General features: G+C 69.5%; 16 protein-coding genes. 6 read left to right on the forward strand and 10 right to left on the reverse strand.

Features of this window, described 5'->3' with window-relative positions; all coding sequences use genetic code 11:
- Positions 1-224 precede the first annotated feature (224 nt).
- Complete coding sequence (locus ACX80U_RS10425; protein WP_459268340.1) at positions 225-2,183, forward strand: M13 family metallopeptidase; 1,959 nt, start codon at positions 225-227, stop codon at positions 2,181-2,183.
- Between the two features lie 100 nt (positions 2,184-2,283).
- Here ACX80U_RS10425 and ACX80U_RS10430 read toward each other — a convergent pair whose 3' ends face one another.
- From ACX80U_RS10430 to ACX80U_RS10450, 5 genes are all read right to left on the reverse strand, one after another.
- A complete protein-coding gene (locus ACX80U_RS10430; protein WP_208739824.1) occupies positions 2,284-3,861 on the reverse strand; it encodes an LCP family protein in 1,578 nt (525 codons plus the stop codon).
- Positions 3,862-4,066: 205 nt separating this feature from the next.
- Positions 4,067-4,996 (reverse strand): GTPase Era, encoded by a 930-nt coding sequence (era, locus tag ACX80U_RS10435; RefSeq protein ID WP_133080553.1) that lies wholly within the window; start codon positions 4,994-4,996, stop codon positions 4,067-4,069.
- Positions 4,983-6,293 (reverse strand): hemolysin family protein, encoded by a 1,311-nt coding sequence (locus ACX80U_RS10440; RefSeq protein ID WP_459268341.1) that lies wholly within the window; start codon positions 6,291-6,293, stop codon positions 4,983-4,985. Before ACX80U_RS10440 ends, era begins: the two co-directional genes overlap by 14 nt.
- Complete coding sequence (gene ybeY / locus ACX80U_RS10445) at positions 6,290-6,763, reverse strand: rRNA maturation RNase YbeY (protein ID WP_133080555.1); 474 nt, start codon at positions 6,761-6,763, stop codon at positions 6,290-6,292. The genes ACX80U_RS10440 and ybeY overlap by 4 nt, the downstream gene beginning before the upstream one ends.
- On the reverse strand, positions 6,760-7,788 hold the full coding sequence (locus ACX80U_RS10450; protein WP_133080556.1) for a PhoH family protein: 1,029 nt from the start codon (positions 7,786-7,788) through the stop codon (positions 6,760-6,762). The genes ybeY and ACX80U_RS10450 overlap by 4 nt, the downstream gene beginning before the upstream one ends.
- A gap of 403 nt (positions 7,789-8,191) precedes the next feature.
- On the opposite strand from ACX80U_RS10450, the gene ACX80U_RS10455 reads away from it, so the two are divergent.
- The gene (locus ACX80U_RS10455; protein ID WP_208740221.1) at positions 8,192-9,187 is read left to right on the forward strand and encodes a GerMN domain-containing protein; all 996 of its coding nucleotides are present in this window, start codon (positions 8,192-8,194) and stop codon (positions 9,185-9,187) included.
- Between the two features lie 14 nt (positions 9,188-9,201).
- Here ACX80U_RS10455 and ACX80U_RS10460 read toward each other — a convergent pair whose 3' ends face one another.
- The 3 genes from ACX80U_RS10460 to hrcA all read right to left on the reverse strand — a co-directional run bounded on the left by ACX80U_RS10460 (position 9,202) and on the right by hrcA (position 12,220).
- The gene (locus ACX80U_RS10460; RefSeq protein WP_459268342.1) at positions 9,202-9,969 is read right to left on the reverse strand and encodes a 16S rRNA (uracil(1498)-N(3))-methyltransferase; all 768 of its coding nucleotides are present in this window, start codon (positions 9,967-9,969) and stop codon (positions 9,202-9,204) included.
- Positions 9,970-9,971: 2 nt separating this feature from the next.
- A complete protein-coding gene (dnaJ, locus tag ACX80U_RS10465) occupies positions 9,972-11,102 on the reverse strand; it encodes a molecular chaperone DnaJ (RefSeq protein WP_133080559.1) in 1,131 nt (376 codons plus the stop codon).
- A 104-nt stretch (positions 11,103-11,206) separates the two neighbouring features.
- The gene (gene hrcA, locus ACX80U_RS10470) at positions 11,207-12,220 is read right to left on the reverse strand and encodes a heat-inducible transcriptional repressor HrcA (RefSeq protein WP_133080560.1); all 1,014 of its coding nucleotides are present in this window, start codon (positions 12,218-12,220) and stop codon (positions 11,207-11,209) included.
- A gap of 164 nt (positions 12,221-12,384) precedes the next feature.
- Here hrcA and ACX80U_RS10475 point away from each other — a divergent pair, with 164 nt between their 5' ends.
- Complete coding sequence (locus tag ACX80U_RS10475; RefSeq protein ID WP_459268343.1) at positions 12,385-13,236, forward strand: DUF3097 domain-containing protein; 852 nt, start codon at positions 12,385-12,387, stop codon at positions 13,234-13,236.
- Positions 13,237-13,314: 78 nt separating this feature from the next.
- Positions 13,315-13,731 carry a DUF4870 domain-containing protein gene (locus tag ACX80U_RS10480; RefSeq protein ID WP_133080562.1) on the forward strand — a complete coding sequence of 139 codons (417 nt, stop codon included), beginning with the start codon at positions 13,315-13,317 and terminating at the stop codon, positions 13,729-13,731.
- Between the two features lie 110 nt (positions 13,732-13,841).
- On the opposite strand, the gene hemW is transcribed toward ACX80U_RS10480, so the two are convergent.
- Both hemW and lepA read right to left on the reverse strand, forming a co-directional pair.
- Positions 13,842-15,071 carry a radical SAM family heme chaperone HemW gene (gene hemW, locus ACX80U_RS10485; RefSeq protein ID WP_459268344.1) on the reverse strand — a complete coding sequence of 410 codons (1,230 nt, stop codon included), beginning with the start codon at positions 15,069-15,071 and terminating at the stop codon, positions 13,842-13,844.
- A gap of 30 nt (positions 15,072-15,101) precedes the next feature.
- Entirely contained in the window at positions 15,102-16,955 is a 1,854-nt protein-coding gene (lepA, locus tag ACX80U_RS10490) for a translation elongation factor 4 (RefSeq protein ID WP_459268345.1), read from the reverse strand.
- A 183-nt stretch (positions 16,956-17,138) separates the two neighbouring features.
- Between lepA and ACX80U_RS10495 the strand changes: the two genes are divergently transcribed.
- Together ACX80U_RS10495 and rpsT are read left to right on the forward strand one after the other, a co-directional pair.
- Positions 17,139-17,696 carry a type II toxin-antitoxin system PemK/MazF family toxin gene (locus tag ACX80U_RS10495; protein WP_459268346.1) on the forward strand — a complete coding sequence of 186 codons (558 nt, stop codon included), beginning with the start codon at positions 17,139-17,141 and terminating at the stop codon, positions 17,694-17,696.
- Positions 17,697-17,948: 252 nt separating this feature from the next.
- Complete coding sequence (rpsT, locus tag ACX80U_RS10500) at positions 17,949-18,209, forward strand: 30S ribosomal protein S20 (RefSeq protein WP_087075755.1); 261 nt, start codon at positions 17,949-17,951, stop codon at positions 18,207-18,209.
- Positions 18,210-18,293 lie beyond the last annotated feature (84 nt).

An 18,293-nucleotide genomic window follows, 5' to 3' on the forward strand; every position in this document is an offset into this window, starting at 1 on the left:
ATCGGCCTTATCTGTCGGGACTGAGGGTGCTGGCGGCCGGGCAACGCGGACTCCGCGGCGAGGGATGGCCAGTAGCTCGTAGGTCCTAGATGGCCTCGCCGCGGCACCGAAGAAGAGTTCTGTGTGCGCGCACGTTGCCACGATAGCACGGCACATAGGATGGCTTGCGGGGCGCCTCGCCTCGGGATACCAGGTACCGCAGCACGAGGAAACAGGAAGCGACAATGACGATCAGCACTCTCGATCCGGACAATCTCGACGGAACGGTCCGACCCCAGGACGACCTCTTCCGGCATGCCAACGGAGTGTGGCTCAAGGACGCGGTGATCCCCGACGACCGTCCGCTCACCGGGTCCTTCACCGCCCTCCGGGACGCGTCCGAGCTCGCCGTCCGCGCGATCATCGAGGACGCCGCCTCGCGGGCGGGGACCGGACCGGCGGACGGCATCGACGCGAAACTGGGCACCCTGTACGCGGACTTCATGGACACGGCCCGGGTCGAGGCCCGGCGGGCGGAGCCGATCGAGCCGGTGCTGGCCCGGGTCGCCGCCGTGTCGTCGGTCGCGGAGCTGGTGGACCTCAGTGCGGAGCTGACGCGGTCGGGTATCCAAGGCCTCGTCGCACCCTATGTCAGCAACGACGCCGGCAATCCCGAGCGGTACCTGCTCCACCTGTACCAGTCCGCCCTGGGGCTCCCCGACGAGTCGTACTACCGTGAGGAGGGCTTCGCGGAGACGAGGGACGAGTACCGAAACCTCCTGTCGACGCTGTTCGGGCTCGTCGGCGGCGACGATCCAGCCGGGGCGGCCGATCGCGTGCTCGCACTCGAGACGCGCCTCGCGGCGTCGTCGATGGGCAGCGTCGAGCGGCGCGACCCGCAGAAGACCTACAACCTCGTCCGGCACGACGACGCCGCCGCGCTCTCCGGTCACCTGGCACCGTGGCTGCGCGTCGTCGTCGACGAACCGCACCAGTCCTCGGAGCTCGTCGTCAACCAGCCCGATTTCGTGCGAGGGCTCGACGACGCCCTCGGCTCGGTGGAGCTCGGGACATGGCGCGAGTGGCTCGTGAGCCGCGTCCTGCTGCACGCGTCCGACTACCTGGACGAGCGGTTCGTCGACGCGTCCTTCGCCTTCTACGGCACCCACCTCGCGGGTACGCCGCGCCTGAAGGACCGGTGGAAGCGCGGCGTGGCCCTGGTGGAAGGAGCGATGGGCGAGGCCATCGGGCAGCGGTACGTGGAGCGGCACTTCCCCGCCACGCACAAGGCGGCGATGCTCGATCTCGTCGGCAACCTCATCGCGGCCTACGAGTCGAGCATCTCGGCGCTCACCTGGATGACCGACGAGACCCGCGCCAGGGCACTGGAGAAGCTCTCGCAGTTCACCACGAAGATCGGTTACCCGGAGGAGTGGATCGACTACGGCCCGCTCGACGTCCGGCCCTCCGACCTCTACGGCAATGTCCTGCGCGCGTCGGAGTTCGAGCACCGCAGGCAGCTGGGCAAGCTCGGCCGGCCGATCGACCGCGGCGCATGGCTCATGACGCCGCAGACGGTCAACGCCTACTACATGCCCACCATGAACGAGATCGTCTTCCCTGCGGCGATCCTGCAGCCGCCGTTCTTCGACATCGACGCCGACGACGCCGTCAACTACGGAGCGATCGGAGCCGTGATCGGCCACGAGATCGGCCACGGCTTCGACGACAAGGGATCCCAGTTCGACGGGACCGGGCGCCTGCACAACTGGTGGAGCGAGGAGGACCGGGAGGCCTTCGACGCCCTGACCGGCCGCCTGGTGGCGCAGTACGCCGCACTCGAGCCGTCCGAGGTCCCCGGGCAGGCCGTGAACGGTGAACTGACCCTCGGGGAGAACATCGGCGACCTCGGAGGCCTCGGCATCAGCTACCGCGCCTACCTCCTGAGCCTCGGCGGCGAGGAGGCACCCGTGATCGGGGGCATGACCGGGACGCAGCGGTTCTTCCTGTCGTGGGCCACCTGCTGGCAGCAGAAGATCCGGCCGGAGGAGGCCCGACGGCGCCTGACCGTCGACCCGCATTCACCCAACGAGTTCCGCTGCAACCAGGTGGTGCGGAACCTCGACGAGTTCCACGACGCCTTCGACGTGGCCGATCAGGACGGCCTGTGGCTGGAGCCCGGAGAGCGCGTCCGGATCTGGTGACCGGGGTCGGGGCTGCGGCCGCCGGTGCGGCTGCGGCCCCGACTCCCCCGAGCGTCCGCTGGGCGTCCGTGCGGCCGAGGGCGCCGGAGGAGAAGCACTCCTAGAACCCCGACGACGCCTGGCAGGTGACCTGGTCCGCGGTCTGGCCGTCCAGTTCGCCGCCGAGCGGCGGGAGGACCACCTTCGTGCCGGTGGCGAGGTCGGCGCCGACGAGCAGCTCCACACCTGCCGCCGTCCCGCTGAACAGCACCTGGCTCGCAGGGACCCCGAACCGCTCCGCGAGGTCAGCGGCAGCGGCGTCGTACCCGCTCCCGAACAGGACCTGTGACGTCTCCGCCGGGACGGACTCGAAGGGAGCGGCCTGCGTGTAGCCGGCCCCGACGAGGAGTTGCTGCACCTCGGCCGCACGGTCGATGTCCGTCGTCGCGTTGATGACGAGCACCGGGACGGACGCTGGATCGAACGCCGGCACCTCGGGGGCGGACGTCGGGGTCGAGGGGGCGGGGGGTGCATCCGACGGGGCAGGCGTGGCGGCTCCCGTACCGGGCGCGGCGGTCTCGGGCGCCTCCTCGGTGAGGCCCCGGTCCTCGCGCAGCGCGTCGAAGAGCGGGGCGGCGCCCTCCTCGTCGAGGACGAGCCGATTCGGATCCTCGATCCACGCTTCGGTGGGGACGGTCACGAACGCGATGTTGCCGAGATCGACGTCCTTCAGGCGATCGGCGATCTTCAGCAGTTCCGTGGGCTGGGACAGGCCCTCGTCGACGGTCAGGTTCCGGGTGACCGTGTCGGCGATGGTGTAGAGCTTGGGCAGGTTCGTCAGGGTCCCCTCTGCCCGCACCTTGCGGGCCATCGACGCCATGAACGACTGCTGGGCGGCGATCCGCCCGGTGTCTCCCCCGTCACCGAAGCTGTGGCGCGTGCGCAGGAAGGCCAGCGCCTGGTCTCCCTCGACCTCGCTGGTCCCGGCAGGCAGGGACAGCCCGGAGTATTCGTCCTCCACGGGTTCGTCGACGCACACCTCGACCCCGCCGAGAGTCGAGGACAGCTCCTTGACCGCGTTGAAGTCGGCCATCATGAAGTGGTCCACCGAGAGCCCTGTGAGGTTGTTGATCGCCGCCACGGTGCAGCCCGGTCCGCCCTCGTCGAGTGCCCCGTTGAGCTGGCCCAGATCCATCGCCTGCGATGTCTCCCCCGTCTCCGGATCCACGCAGCTCGGCAGGGGTACCAGCAGGTCGCGGGGGAAGGACACGACGGTGACGTCCTCGCGGTCGGCCGAGAGCGTCATCAGCATCATCACGTCCGAGTTGCCGTCGCCGGAGGAGTCCTCCTCGTTCCCGAAGAACTCGCCGCTGTTGCCCGTGCGCGTGTCCGTACCGAGGATGAGGATCTGGAGCGGGTCCGTGCTGGAGTCGACCGGGAGCGCCGACTCCTGGCCCTGTCCGAGATTGAGCGGGAGGGTGGCCACGTTGGACTGCAGGCGGAAGACCTGCACGGCGACGAAAGCGAGGGCGGCCACCAAGACGGAGGCCATCAGGATGGCCGTCAGCCTGAGCCCGCGGTGCCCTCCGCCATGGCCGAGATGCCGCCCCGCGGGTCCGGCACCCAGGGGAACTGGGGCGCTCGCCGCACTGGCGTCGCCGGCGCTGCCTGCGCCCTCGCGGGATGATCGGCCGGTCATTCCCGGTCTCCTTCGGATGGATGGACGTGGTCGGTACTGGCCGGAGGGAGGCGCTCCCGCCTTTTCGCTCGGCCCCGGCTCTCCTGCCGGTCCCCGAACTGCGGCGCGGCGGTGGCCGCGGCCATCGGGGACCGAGCGGCCGGAGGGCGCAGGGCAGGTAGCCCGCTCCCCGCATGCCAACGAGCGGGACGCGGAAGTCGTGCCGCTAGAAGCCGAGCTTCACGAGCTGCTTGGGATCACGCTGCCAGTCCTTGGCCACCTTCACGTGCAGGTCGAGGTAGATCCGGGTGCCCAGCAGCGCCTCGATCCCGCGGCGGGCGTTGGTGCCCACCTCCCTGAGCCGGGCGCCGCCCTTGCCGATGATGATCGCCTTCTGCGACGGCCTCTCGACGTACAGGTTCACGTGCACGTCGAGCATCGGGTTGTCCTCGCTGCGGCCCTCGCGCGGGATCATCTCCTCCACCACGACGGCGAGGGAGTGGGGGAGCTCGTCCCGGACCCCCTCGAGGGCAGCCTCGCGCACCAGCTCGGCCACCATCACCGCTTCCGGCTCGTCGGTCAGTTCACCGCCGGGATACAGGACGGGCGATTCCGGCATGTGCCGGCTGAAGACCTCCGCGACGGTGTCCACCTGGAAGCCGTCGGCGGCCGACACCGGCACGATGTCCGCCCATCCCTCGGGGCCGGCGACCTCGGTGCCGAGCTTCGACACGGCGAGGAGCTGCTCGGTCAGGGCCTGACGGTCCACGAGGTCCGTCTTGGTCACCACGGCGATGAGGGGCTTGCGGTTGAGCCGTGCCAGCTGCTCGGCGATGAAGCGGTCGCCGGGGCCGATCTTCTCGTTGGCCGGAAGGCAGAAACCGACGGCGTCGACCTCGGCCAGCGTGTCCGCGACGAGGTCGTTGAGGCGCTGACCCAGGAGGGTACGCGGACGGTGGAGTCCGGGGGTGTCCACGAGGACGATCTGGGAATCCTCGCGGTTCACGATGCCGCGGATGGTGTGCCGGGTGGTTTGGGGCTTCGCCGAGGTGATGGCGACCTTCTGCCCCACCAGGGCATTCGTCAGGGTGGACTTACCGGCGTTCGGCCGTCCCACGAGCGAGACGAATCCTGCCCTGTGCTCAGCGTCGCTCATTGTCAGCCTCTATCGTCTCTCGTTCGTCCTGCTCGGTGTGCTCTGGCGGAATGCGGTACGCGATGACGTGGGACACCCTGTTGCGGCGGCCCTCCACGCGCTCGGCCCGCAGACCGATACCGTCAATTGTGACCTCCGATCCCACGATCGGCACCCTTCCGAGGGTCTTCGCGAGGAGCCCGCCCACCGTGTCCACCTCCTCGTCGTCGAGGTCGAGGCCGAACAGCTCACCGAGGTCGTCGATGCCCATCCGGGCACTCACGCGGTATTCGCCGTCGTCGAGCTGCTCCTGCTCCGGGACCTCGGAATCGTACTCGTCGACGATCTCGCCCACGATCTCCTCGATCAGGTCCTCGAGCGTGACGAGTCCGGCGGTTCCGCCGTACTCGTCGATCACGATCGCGACGTGCGTCGACTCGCGCTGCAGTTCCCTCAGCAGGTCGCCCACGGGCTTCGATTCCGGCACGTAGCGGGCGGGCCGGCAGTCCGCGTCCACCGGTCGGGACAGGTTCGACGCCGGGCGGCCGTGGAGGTTCGCGACGACGTCCTTCAGGTACAGCAGGCCCTTGATGTCGTCGGAGCTCTCGCCGATCACGGGGATCCTCGAGTAGCCCGACCGCAGGAAGAGCGACATCGCCTGGCTGAGGGTCGAGCCGGACTCGATGGTCACCATGTCGGTGCGTGGCACCATCACGGACCGCACCTTGGTGTCGCCGAGCTCGAAGACCGAGTGGATGAGTTCCGCTTCGTTGTCCTCGATCATCTCGGCGTCCGAGGCGCGGGAGAGCAGTTCCCGGAACTCCTCCTGCGTGAAGAACGCGGCCTCGTCCCGTGCGGCCCCGGGTGTGATGGCGCTGCCAACCCCCACGAGCCAGCGCGGGATGGGCCCGAGGACGGCGCAGAGGAACGCCACCAGCCCGGCGGTCGCGCGCACGACGGCGGGAGCGTGCATCCTCCCGAGCTGGCGTGGCGACACGCCCACGATCACGAAGCCGATGGCCGCCATCACCGCGGTGGCGAGCAGCCCTGCGAGCCAGATGCTGTCGAAGAGGTCGTGGAACAGGATGGCGACGGCGACCGCTCCGGCCATCTCGAACCAGACCCGCCAGAACCGCAGCGCATGCATGTGGGCGACGGGGGCATCGAGGATGCGGCGGAGGGAGGTGGTGCGGGACCCCTGGACGAGTGCTTCGCCCTCCTGCCGCGGGAGGTAGCTGAACGCTGCTTCCGCAGCCGTGACGAGTGCTGCGGTGAGTGCGAAGAGCAGACCCATGAGCCCGAGGAGCCAGATGGTCAAGCGCGCGTCTCCCGGGGTGCGGTGCCGCCGAGGAAGTCGGACAGGAGCTGGCGCTGCAGGCCGAACATCTCCTTCTCCTCCTCGGGTTCCGCATGGTCGTAGCCGAGGAGGTGGAGCACGCCGTGCGTGGTCAGGAGGAGCAGTTCGTCGTTCGTGCCGTGGCCCGCGGCAGCCCCCTGTGATGCCGCCACCTCGGGGCAGAGCACGATGTCGCCCAGCAGCCCGGCGGGCGTGACGCGCCCCGGCGTGCCGGGACGCAGCTCGTCCATGGGGAACGACAGCACGTCGGTGGGACCCGGCTCGTCCATCCATTCCACGTGGAGCTTCTCCATCGCGGCGACATCGACGAGGATGATCGACAGTTCCGCCTCGGGGTGGACGAACAGGGATTCGAACAGGAAGTTCGCGAGGCGGACGAGGGACTCTTCCTCGACCTCGTAACCGGACTCGTTGTTGACCTCGACGCTCATCGGGCTGCCACCGGTCGGCGGGCCTGCGTCGCGCGCTGCTCTTCGTCCCACGTGCTGTAGGCACTGACGATGTCGCCCACCAGGCGGTGCCGGACGACGTCGGCGGCATCCAGTTCGCTGAAGTAGACGTCGTCGACGTCGCGGAGGATCTCGCTCACGATCCGCAGGCCGGAACTCGTACCGTTGGGGAGGTCCACCTGCGTGACATCGCCGGTCACGACCATCTTGGACCCGAAGCCGAGGCGTGTGAGGAACATCTTCATCTGCTCCGGCGTCGTGTTCTGCGCCTCGTCGAGGATGATGAACGCGTCGTTCAGCGTCCGCCCGCGCATGTAGGCGAGCGGTGCTACCTCGATCGTGCCGGCCGCCATGAGGCGCGGGATGGAATCGGGGTCCATCATGTCGTGCAGCGCGTCGTACAGCGGACGCAGGTACGGGTCGATCTTGTCGTTCAGGGTGCCCGGGAGGAAGCCCAGCCGCTCCCCCGCCTCCACGGCGGGGCGCGTCAGGATGATCCGGTTGACCTCCTTCTGCTGCAGCGCCTGGACGGCCTTCGCCATGGCCAGGTAGGTCTTGCCGGTACCGGCCGGGCCGATGCCGAACACGATGGTGTTGCGGTCGATGGCGTCGACGTACGTGCTCTGGTTCAGCGTCTTGGGGCGGATGGTCTTTCCGCGCGACGTCAGGATGTTGACGGACAGCACCTCCGAGGGACGGGCGGCGCTCTGCGTCTTGAGCATCGTGACCAGCTGCTCGAGGACCTGGGGCGAGACCGTGGCGTTGTTGCTGGCCATGGTCTGGATCTCACCGATCAGCCGCTCGGTGCGCAGGACGTCCGCGGAAGGTCCCGTGATCGCCAGCTCGTTGCCCCGGGCCTGGAGGCTGACGCCCGGGAACGACTCCTCGATCAGGCGGAGCGCCTCGTCGTTGGAGCCGAGCGACTGCACCATCTGCTGGGTCGATTCGAAGACGAAGGTCCTGGTGTCCAGTCCTGCCGCATTGATGCCTGTTGAAGATTCGCTCATAGCTCGGCCGTCCGGCCTCTGATCGCCCCTCGCTGGAGTAGTCGTCCTGATGATCTGGTCCTGTCGTGCTCTCGCAGCAGGAATGCCAATGTTACGGCATCCCCCTTTTGTCAACAGGAGCGGGACCGCCTTGATTCCCTCGGGATCGACGGCGGCGAACGCTGCCGAGCCGCACTCGGCTTTCGTCGCGAATCGGCAACGGCTTCGTATCGATCGGGTTTCAGTCCTGCCACCCGCCCGTATTCATGGCGGGGCGTTCCCTGCGTTGTGCCAAGCTGAATCAGGTCCGGCAGGACCACCGCAAGCGGCCGGCGCCTCGTCCGACAGGGGCGTCCCCCGGCCGGGACACGGACATTCCACCGATAGACCCGCGCACCAGTGCGCCCGACGGAAGGGGGCCGGCATGAACGAGCAGGACCCCCTGAGGAAGAACCGGCTGGGGCTGCGAAGCATGCTCCTGGTCTCCGGCGGGGTGCTCGTCGCCAGCAGCGTGTACCTCCTCCCCAACGTCGGCCCGAACCAGGGCGGCGCGCCGACCACGTCGCTTCCGGCACCCCTGCAGCCGACGTCGTCCGCAGGGGAGGCCGGTGCGTCCCCGACCGCGCCGGCGGTCCGGAGCGAGGGCGCGGCAGCCGGGCCCGCCGACGCGGTCCAGCCCCTCCTCCCGGTCTACTGGCTCGGCGACGTCGACGGCAGCGACAAGCTGTTCCGCGAATTCCTGGTGGCACCGGCCGAAGGCTCCGGAGATCCGATCGCCGACGCCGTGCAGCTCATGACCTCGGGGCGGCCGCTCGACCCCGACTACCGCTCCCCGTGGCGGGCCGCGTCGAACGTGACGTCCTCGATCTCCACGAAGAACGTCATCACGCTCGACATCTCCTCGGACGCCGTCTCGGAGGGACTCGGCGAGGACGAGGCCCGCCTCGCCCTCCAGCAACTGGTCTACACGGCGACCGCGGCGGCGTCCGACGCCGGCCTCATCACCGGGGGCGAGGCCAGCTCGGTGGTCGTACTCGTGGACGGGACGGCCGGCTACCGCGCCTTCGACGCCGTCGACCTCGACGGCGAGTGGACCCGGGACCCCGCCAACCTCGCTCCGGTGTGGATCATCGATCCGCAGGAGGATGTCGAGGCCGACACCGCGGGCCTCACGATCCACGGGGTGGGACCGGCCGCCGAGCAGTCCCTGGACTGGCGGATCGACCGCAGCACCGACGGCTCCGAGGACGGCGACGCCGCCCTCTTCCGGGACGGCTCCGTGGACATGGCCCCGCAGGACGGCGCACCCGGGGCGTTCTCCTTCTCGGTCACCCTTCCACCGGGCCGCTACGAGATCACGGTGTCCGCGCCCTCGGACGCGACCAGCGCCGCTGATTCGAAGACCGTCGTCGTCCGATAGCCGCGCCTCCCGCCCTACCAGCGACCGAGCAGGTGGTTCAGCAGCACGAGTGCGGCCGGACCGGCCGAGGACGACCGCAGGACGTGCGGACCCAGGCGGGCCGTGCTCGCACCGGCGGTCCGCAGTCTGGCCAGCTCGGTGTCACTGATGCCGCCCTCCGGGCCGACCACCACGGCGGTCGACGTCGGGACGTCGAGGGCGCCTGAGGTGCGCAGCTCCGACACCTGCTCGGCGAGAGACACCTCGGCGTCCTCGTGGAGGACGACGATCCGATCCACCGTCGACGCCCAGGCCACCAGTCGCGGCGTGTCGAGCACGCCATGGACGGTCGGGACGAACGAGCGGCGTGACTGCTTCGAGGCGGCGGCCACGAGCGAGGTCCACTTCTGCCGGCCCTTGTCCTCCTTGTCCCCGCGCCAGCGGACGATGCTGCGTTCGGCATGCCAGGGGACGACGGCGTCGACGCCGAGTTCGGTGGCCGCTTCCACGGCCTGCTCGTCGCGGCCGCCCTTCGCGAGGGCCTGGACGAGCACCAGGCGGTGCCGGGGCGCCGGATCCTGCCCTGCGCTCTCCACCGTCAGCTCCACGGTCCCGGCCCCGACCGCCGAGACCAGCCCGCGGAGCCGGTAGCCCGCACCGTCGGAGACGTCGATGCGCTCACCGGCCGTGAGCCGCCGGACCGTCGCGGCGTGGCGCCCCTCGTCACCGCCGAGGACGAACACGGCACCGGGCGCTGCGGACCGGACTGCCTCACCCGGTCCGAAGAAGAGGGGTCGCGTCATGGTCAGCGGTTCCCGAGACGCTCCCGCAGGCGCGCGAACACGCCCGAACCGCTGCTGGCCAGCTGTCCGTCCGTGTACTCCTCGTTGCGCAGTTCCGCGAGCTTGCGGAGGAGTTCCTCCTGCTGGTGGTCGACGTTCCGGGGCGTCTCGACATTGAGGTGGACCCGCAGGTCCCCCCTGCCCTGGTTCCGCAGGTGCGTGACGCCGAGGCCGCGCAGGGTGAGGATCTCGCCGGACTGCGTGCCCGGCTTGATGACCAGCTCCTGGTCGCCGTCATAGGTGTCCAGGTGGACCGTGGTACCGAGCGCCGCAGCCGTCATCGGGACACTCAGCGTCACGTGCAGGTCGTCGCCGTCACGCAGGAAGGTCGCATTGGTCTCGACCCGGATCTCCACGTAGAGATCGCCCTGGGGTCCGCCGGCGATGCCGGCCTCGCCCTGTCCGGCCAGCTGGATGCGCGTGCCCGTACCGACCCCGGCGGGGACCTTGATGGTGAGGGTGCGGCGGGCGCGGATGCGCCCCTCGCCGCTGCACTCGTGGCACGGGCTGGGGATGACCGTGCCGTACCCCTGGCAGGTGCCGCAGGGCGCGCTCGTCATGACCTGGCCGAGGATCGAGCGCACGGCCCGCTGGACCTGGCCCGAACCACCGCAGATGTCGCAGGTGCGGGGCGAGGTGCCGGGCTGGCAGCACGTGCCGTCGCAGGTGGGGCACACCTCCGCGGTGTCCACCTCGATCTTCTTGTTCGTGCCGAAGACGGCATCCTTCAGGTCGATGCGCACATTGATGAGCGCGTCCTGCCCGCGACGCGTCCGCGAAGGAGCACCCGGCTGCTGGCCGCCTCCGCCGAAGAAGGTCTCGAAGATGTCCTGGAAGGCGAAGCCCGAGCCCGAGTAGCCCGAGCCGTAGCCGTTGTCGGTCCCGTTCTCGTTGCCCGTCGTGTCGTAGACCCGCCGCTTCTGGGGATCCGACAGGACCTCGTAGGCGTGACTGACGCGCTTGAACTCCTCCGACGCGTCCTCACCGGGGTTCACGTCCGGGTGGAGCTTCCGCGCGAGCTTGCGGTACGCCTTCTTGATTTCCTCCCCGGTCGCACCCTGCGCCACACCGAGGACCTCATAGTGATTACTCACTCGTGCACATCACTTCCTGTTGGAGACTTCTGTCTTGTGCTCGCCGGCCGGGCCGGCGGAATACTGCCCGGATCGCGGGATACCGCCCGGATCAGGGCCGGAGGCTACTCCTCGAGGATCCTCGAGAGATAGCGGGCGACGGCGCGCACCGCGGCCATCGTCGTCGGATAGTCCATCCGGGTGGGTCCGAGGATGCCGAGCTTCGCACCGGCATCCGGGCCGTAGCCCGTCGCGACCACGGAGGCCTCCGACAGGCCCCCGTAGGGGTTCTCGCTGCCGATCCTCACCGAGATCCCCCGCGCGTCGTACTCCATCTCGGACAGGAGACGGAGCATCACCACCTGCTCCTCCAGCGCCTCGAGGATGGGCCCGATGCTCAGCGGGAAGTCGCCCGTGGACCGCGCGAGGTTCGCGGTACCCGCCAGCAGGATACGGTCGTCACGGCCGAGTCCCGCGAGCTGCTCGAGCGCCCTTCCGATGGTACTCCCGTGGGCCCGCAGTGCAGGAGGAAGCTGCGAGGCCGCGACCGCGAGCTCGCCGGGCAGGGCGGAGAGCTTCACACCCGACACCGCGGAGAGGATCCGCTGCTTCAGCTCCGCCAGCTCGGCCTCCTGGAGATCGGCGTGCGTCCGGACGATCCGTTGCTGGACCGTGCCGTTCGTCGCGATCAGGACCACGAGGATCTGCTGCGGCGCGAGCAGCACGAATTCGATGTGGCGCACCGAGGCCCCACCGACCCGGGGGAACTGCACCACGGCCACCTGGTTGGTGAGCTGCGCCAGCAGCCGGACCGTCCGGTCCATCACGTCGTCGAGGTCCTCCGCTCCTTCGAGCAGCGTCTGGATGGCCTTCTTCTCCGGCGCGGAGAGGGGCTTAACCTCCGAGATGCGATCCACGAAGAGCCGATAGCCCTTGTCCGTGGGGATCCGGCCCGAACTCGTGTGGGGTGCGGCGATCAGGCCCTCCTCCTCGAGGACGGCCATGTCGTTACGGATGGTGGCGGACGAGACACCGAGCTGGTGGCGGTCGACGAGGGCCTTGGAGCCGACGGGCTCCCGCGAATGGACGTAGTCCTCGACGATCGCCCGGAGGACCTCCAGGCGTCGTGGTTCACTCACTTCGATGTCACCTCCGGGTTCCACACTCGCTTCCCGGGCGGCCGGAGGCGATTAGCACTCGACACACCCAAGTGCCAAGTCTAGTACGTCCGGGCCGATTGTTAGCATTGGGAACCCGGGCTGCGGCAGACCGCCGGTGCCCTCGCGGGAAGGACGGGCTCGGCATGGACCACGGCTGGGGGGCACAGGACATCTCGACGCCCAGGAGGGTCGCGCTGCCCGATGTGCCCGTCGAGAAGGACATGGTCCTCGAGGACGTCCAGAGCGGTTTCGTGGGCGCCGTGATCCGCGTCGAGAAGTCCGGCGGGCTGCACGTGATGGTCCTCGAGGATCGCCGCGGCAAGCACCGCACGTTCCGGCTGGGCCATGGCTTCCTCCTCGACGGCGCACCCGTGCACGTCGTCGCACCCGTCGCGCGGACGGCGCCCGCGTCCCTGCGTACCGCCTCCGGGTCCGTGCGGGTCGAGGGTGCACGGGCGAGGACGGCCCGGGCCAGCAGGATCTGGGTGGAGGGGAAGCACGACGCCGAACTGGTCGAGAAGGTCTGGGGCGACGACCTCCGGCTCGAGGGGATCGTCGTCGAGCCGTTGCACGGTGTCGACGACCTCGAGGGAGCCGTCCGGGACTTCGGCCCCGGCCCGAACCGCCGGCTGGGGATCCTCGTCGACCACCTGCTGCCCGGTACCAAGGAGTCCCGCATCGCCCAGCAGGCGATGACCGTGCCCGGCGCCCGCAACCACGTCCTGATCGTGGGCCACCCCTACGTCGATGTGTGGCAGGCCGTGAAGCCGGCAGCCCTCGGGCTCGAGGCCTGGCCCGTGGTCCCCCGCCACCAGGACTGGAAGACGGGCATCCTCGCCGGCCTGGGCTGGCCCCACGCCGACCAGGCCGCGATCGCCCACGGGTGGAGGCGCATCCTCGCGGGGGTCAGCACCTACGCGGATCTGGAGCCCTCGCTGCTGGGCCGCGTCGAGGAGGTCATCGACTTCCTGACCGCTCCGGCAGGTCCCGCCTGAGCGGTCGGCGCCCGACCACCACGTATCCTTGGAGCACGATCCGGGGGAAATGTTCCGCCGCCAGCAAAGGAATCGAAGTTGCCCAACACCGCCGACCACCAGCACCACGGACGGGGCGAGTCCCAGTCCGCGTTCGAAGGAACGCCGGCCAACGCCCTTCCACTGACCGCGTCGGAGGACCGCCAGTTCGCCACCCTGGCACACTTCGGCGGCATCCTGGGATTCATCCCGTCCCTGCTGATCTTCCTCATCTTCAAGGACAGGGGCCCCTTCACCGCGCAGGAGTCCAAGGAGGCACTGAACTTCACGCTGCCGCCGACGATCCTCGCGCTGGTCGCCTGGCTCCTGTCGCTGGTGCCGGTCATCGGCGGGATCTTCGCCGTCGTGAACGCCCTCATCTGGGTCACGATCACCATCTTCTCGGTCAACGCCGGCATCCAGGTCAACCGCGGGCGACCCTACCGGTACCCGCTGAACCTGCGCCTCGTCCGCTGACCGCCGGGGCGCCGCATCCGCCGGTCCCGGTCATGGGTCTCCCGATCCACCGACGACGCGCCCGGCCGTCATCAGCGGTCCCGGCTCGCGCCGTCCGCACGACCGTGCGGTCAGTCGGGCAGCAGTCTCCGCACGACGGCGTCCGCGAGCAGCCTGCCCTGGAAGGTCAGGACGACGCGGCCCGCGAAAGCTGCGGCAGGCTCGACCAGCCCGTCGGCGATCAGCCCGGCGATCGCCCTGCGGCCCGTCGCCGTCAGGGAGCCGGTCGGAAGCCCCTCACGGAGCCGTACGCGCAGCATGACGTCCTCGACGTAGCGATCCTCCGCCGACAGGATCTCGCGTCCGGCCGCGGGTGACCGCCCGATCCCGAGAGCCTCGGCGTACGGACGCGGATGCTTCACGTTCCACCAGCGCGTGCCGCCGACGTGCGAATGCGCACCCGGGCCGGCGCCCCACCAGTCGCTCCCTCGCCAGTAGGCCAGATTGTGGCGACACTCGTCGGCGGGCGTCCGCGCCCAGTTGCTGACCTCGTACCAGTGCAGGCCGCCGGCGGTCAGCATCTCCTCCGCGAGGGCGTACTTGTCCGCGTGGTCGTCGTCGTCGATGGGCGGCACCTGTCCGCGGCGGATGCGCGAGGCGAGGCGGGTCCCGTCCTCGATGATGAGCGCATACGCGGAGATGTGGTCGGGCCCGTACGAGAGGGCCGTGGCCAGTGAGGTCCGCCAGTCCTCGAGCGACTCCCCCGGCGTCCCGTAGATCAGGTCCAGGCTGACCTTCAGCCCGGCCTCGCGCGCCCACTGCACGGCCTGCGGCACGCGCTCGGGCGAGTGCGTGCGGTCGAGCACGGCGAGCACGTGGGGCACCGCGGACTGCATGCCGAACGAGACGCGGGTGAAGCCGGCCTCCTTCAGGACGCGCAGCGACTCCGGCGTGACGGAGTCGGGGTTGGCCTCGGTCGTGACCTCTGCATCCGGGGCCAGACCCCACTGCGCGGTGGCCGCGCGGAGGATCGAGGCGAGGTCCTCCGCCGGCAGGAGCGTGGGAGTGCCTCCGCCGAAGAAGACGGTGGACAGCGGCCGGGCCGGCACTGCGGAGGCCTCGAGGACGTGCGCACCGAGGGCCAGTTCCGCCAGCACCGATCCCGCGTAGGCGTCCTGCGACGCCCCGCCGCCGAGCTCCGTCGCGGTGTAGGTGTTGAAGTCGCAGTAGCCGCAGCGGACGGCGCAGAACGGGATGTGCACATAGAGGCAGAAGTCGCGCCCGAGCGCGCCGTCCGCTGCCTCCCGGGGCAGGACGCCGTCCTCGGGTGCCGGGAGGCCGAGTGGAAGGGCGCTAGGCACGCGGACCAGCCCCCTCGAAACCGTGCGGGGTCACTTCTTGGCTTTGTCCTTCGACTCGTCGGACGACAGCGCGGCGATGAAGGCCTCCTGGGGCACCTCCACGCGCCCCACCATCTTCATGCGCTTCTTGCCTTCCTTCTGCTTCTCGAGCAGCTTGCGCTTGCGCGTGATGTCGCCGCCGTAGCACTTGGCGAGCACGTCCTTCCGGATGGCCCGGATGCTCTCCCGAGCGATGATGCGCGCGCCGATGGCAGCCTGGATGGGCACCTCGAACTGCTGGCGCGGGATGAGCTCGCGGAGCTTGCCCGTCATCATGACGCCGTAGGCGTAGGCCTTGTCCCGGTGCGTGATGGCGCTGAAGGCGTCCACCTGTTCGCCCTGCAGGAGAATGTCCACCTTCACGAGGTCGGAGACCTGGTCGCCGTCGGCCTTCCAGTCCAGGGAACCGTAGCCGCGGGTCTTCGACTTGAGCAGGTCGAAGAAGTCGAAGACGATCTCCGCCAGCGGAAGCCGGTACCGGATCTCGACGCGGTCCTCGGACAGGTAGTCCATGCCGCCGAGGACCCCGCGGCGCTGCTGGCACAGCTCCATGATCGCGCCGACGAACTCCGACGGCGCGAGGATCGTCGCGGACACCATCGGCTCGCGCACCTCGGCGATCTTGCCCACCGGGTACTCGCTCGGGTTGGTGACCTTCATGATGCGCTTGTCCTCGAGCGTGACCTCGTACTCGACGTTCGGCGCCGTGGAGATCAGGTCGAGGTTGTACTCGCGCTCGAGGCGCTCGCGCGTGATCTCGAGGTGCAGCAGGCCCAGGAAGCCGACACGGAAGCCGAAGCCCAGCGCCGCCGACGTCTCCGGCTCGTAGACGAGAGCGGCGTCGTTCAGGGTGAACTTCGCGAGCGCGTCCCGCAGCACGGGGTAGTCGGTGCCGTCGAGCGGGTAGAGGCCGGAGAAGACCATGGGCTTCGGATCCTGGTAGCCGCCCAACGACTCCGCGGCGGGCTTGGCGAGGTTGGTGACGGTGTCGCCGACCTTCGACTGGCGCACGTCCTTCACACCGGTGATGAGATAGCCCACCTCGCCGACGCCGAGCCCCTTGGAGGGTTTCGGCTCGGGTGAACTCACGCCGATCTCGAGCAGTTCATGGCTGGCCCGCGTGGACATCATCTGGATGCGCTCGCGGGGGCTGAGCTTCCCGTCGACCACGCGGACGTAGGTCACCACGCCGCGGTACGTGTCGTACACGGAGTCGAAGATCATCGCCCGGGCCGGCGCATCCGGATCCCCGGTCGGGGCGGGGAGGTCGCGCACGATCTTGTCCATCAGGGCCTCGACGCCGACCCCGGTCTTCCCGGAGACCATCAGGACGTCCTCGGGCTCGCCGCCGATGAGGCTCGCCAGCTCCGCAGCGTACTTCTCCGGCTGCGCAGCAGGCAGGTCGATCTTGTTCAGGACCGGGATGATCGTGAGGTTGTTCTCCATCGCGAGGTACAGGTTCGCGAGGGTTTGGGCCTCGATGCCCTGCGCTGCGTCGACGAGCAGGATCGCCCCTTCGCAGGCCGCGAGCGAGCGTGACACCTCGTAGGTGAAGTCGACGTGGCCGGGGGTGTCGATCATGTTCAGCGCGTAGGCGGTGCCGTCCACCTCCCAGGGCAGCCGGACGGCCTGCGACTTGATCGTGATGCCGCGCTCGCGCTCGATGTCCATCCGGTCGAGGTACTGCGCCTTCATGTCCCGCTGCTCGACGGCTCCGGTGAGCTGGAGCATGCGGTCGGCCAACGTGGACTTGCCATGATCGATGTGGGCGATGATGCAGAAATTCCGAATGATCGCCGGATCGGTGGCGGCGGGCACCGGCGCGGTGCGGGCCATGGGTGACACGTAGGTTCCTCACTCTTTCGGGACAGGGTGCGGCATGCGGCTCCCGCCGCGCCGTCATCGGCGGCGGACGGGGCTGGCTCGCGCCGATTCAACTCCCCCTAGTGTCCCACGTGGCCGCACGGCTCCGGGAATCGCGCGCTCCCGGTTCCCGGGCCACGGCTGGTACTGGCCTAGGATTCCAGCATGGCGATCACGGTCCGCTCCCTCCTGTCCCTCGCGCGTCGTGTCGTCCGGGCGGTGGACAGCACCTCGGCCGGGACCCCGGCCGATCGGACGGGCACGCAGAGCCGGCGTCGACCCGTCGGCACACGGCGGCCCGGGCCGGTGGTGCCATCAGCGGCTCCCCGCTCCGGGGACGACCGACGGCGGGAGGCGGTGCTCGCCTACTCGCCGTCGGCCGACGGCAACCCGGACCCGGGCGAGATCGTCTGGACGTGGGTTCCGTACGAGGACGACCCGGCGCAGGGCAAGGACCGCCCCGTGCTCCTGATCGGGCGCGACGGCGGCGATCTGCTGGGCCTCATGCTGACGAGCCGGGACCGGAACAACGGCCGCGACTCCGACGACCGGTACGTGGACGTCGGCACGGGCAGCTGGGACCGGCAGGGGCGCCCGAGCGAGGCGAAGATCGACCGCGTCCTGCGGATCGCCCCCGCCGAGATCAGGCGTGAAGGTGCGGTCCTGGCACGGGGGCGCTTCGAGCGGGTGGTCGCGGCGGTGCCCGACCACCTGCTCCCCTAGGCAGGCCCGAGGCCGTCCCGACCACGGCACACGCCCGAGGCCGGAGGGCTCACCGGTCGAGGTGCCGGAGCCCGACCGGCACGGCTGGGGAGTCGGGATTCCGTGCGCCTTTCTGGTAACCTTTATAGCTGTGTGTCCGCGCAGGTCTTCGGGCACTTTGGCCGATCGCCATACGGTATCCCCACGCCGCTCAGTCTTGGTTGGCCGAAATACCCTCACGACCAGTCCGCAATACAAAGAAAGTTCTCATACGTGGCAAATATCAAGTCCCAGAAGAAGCGCATCCTCACCAACGAAAAGGCGAGGCAGCGCAACAACTCGGTCAAGTCCGAGCTCAAGACCGCCATCCGCGCCGTGAACACGGCCGTCGAGGGCGCTGACAAGGACGCTGCCGCTACGGCGCTGCAGGCAGCCAGCCGCAAGCTCGACAAGGCTGTCAGCAAGGGTGTGCTGCACAAGAACAACGCAGCGAACCGCAAGTCCGCGATCTCCAAGAAGGTCAACGCGCTCTGAGCTGCGGAACCTTCGACGTAGGGGAGTCTCCCAAAGGAGGGGGAACCACCCCACTTAGGGGGGGGGGGGAGTTGCGCCGGGGGG

This window comes from Arthrobacter sp. TmT3-37, assembly GCF_054510835.1.

Excerpts from the sequence above, each read along its gene's own strand:
- ACX80U_RS10425 (WP_459268340.1), top strand. The coding sequence starts at position 225 with ATGACGATCAGCACTCTCGATCCGGACAATCTCGACGGAACGGTCCGA.
- ACX80U_RS10430 (WP_208739824.1), bottom strand. The coding sequence starts at position 3,861 with ATGACCGGCCGATCATCCCGCGAGGGCGCAGGCAGCGCCGGCGACGCC.
- era (WP_133080553.1), bottom strand. The coding sequence starts at position 4,996 with ATGAGCGACGCTGAGCACAGGGCAGGATTCGTCTCGCTCGTGGGACGG.
- ybeY (WP_133080555.1), bottom strand. The coding sequence starts at position 6,763 with ATGAGCGTCGAGGTCAACAACGAGTCCGGTTACGAGGTCGAGGAAGAG.
- ACX80U_RS10450 (WP_133080556.1), bottom strand. The coding sequence starts at position 7,788 with ATGAGCGAATCTTCAACAGGCATCAATGCGGCAGGACTGGACACCAGG.
- ACX80U_RS10455 (WP_208740221.1), top strand. The coding sequence starts at position 8,192 with ATGAACGAGCAGGACCCCCTGAGGAAGAACCGGCTGGGGCTGCGAAGC.
- ACX80U_RS10460 (WP_459268342.1), bottom strand. The coding sequence starts at position 9,969 with ATGACGCGACCCCTCTTCTTCGGACCGGGTGAGGCAGTCCGGTCCGCA.
- ACX80U_RS10475 (WP_459268343.1), top strand. The coding sequence starts at position 12,385 with ATGGACCACGGCTGGGGGGCACAGGACATCTCGACGCCCAGGAGGGTC.
- ACX80U_RS10495 (WP_459268346.1), top strand. The coding sequence starts at position 17,139 with ATGGCGATCACGGTCCGCTCCCTCCTGTCCCTCGCGCGTCGTGTCGTC.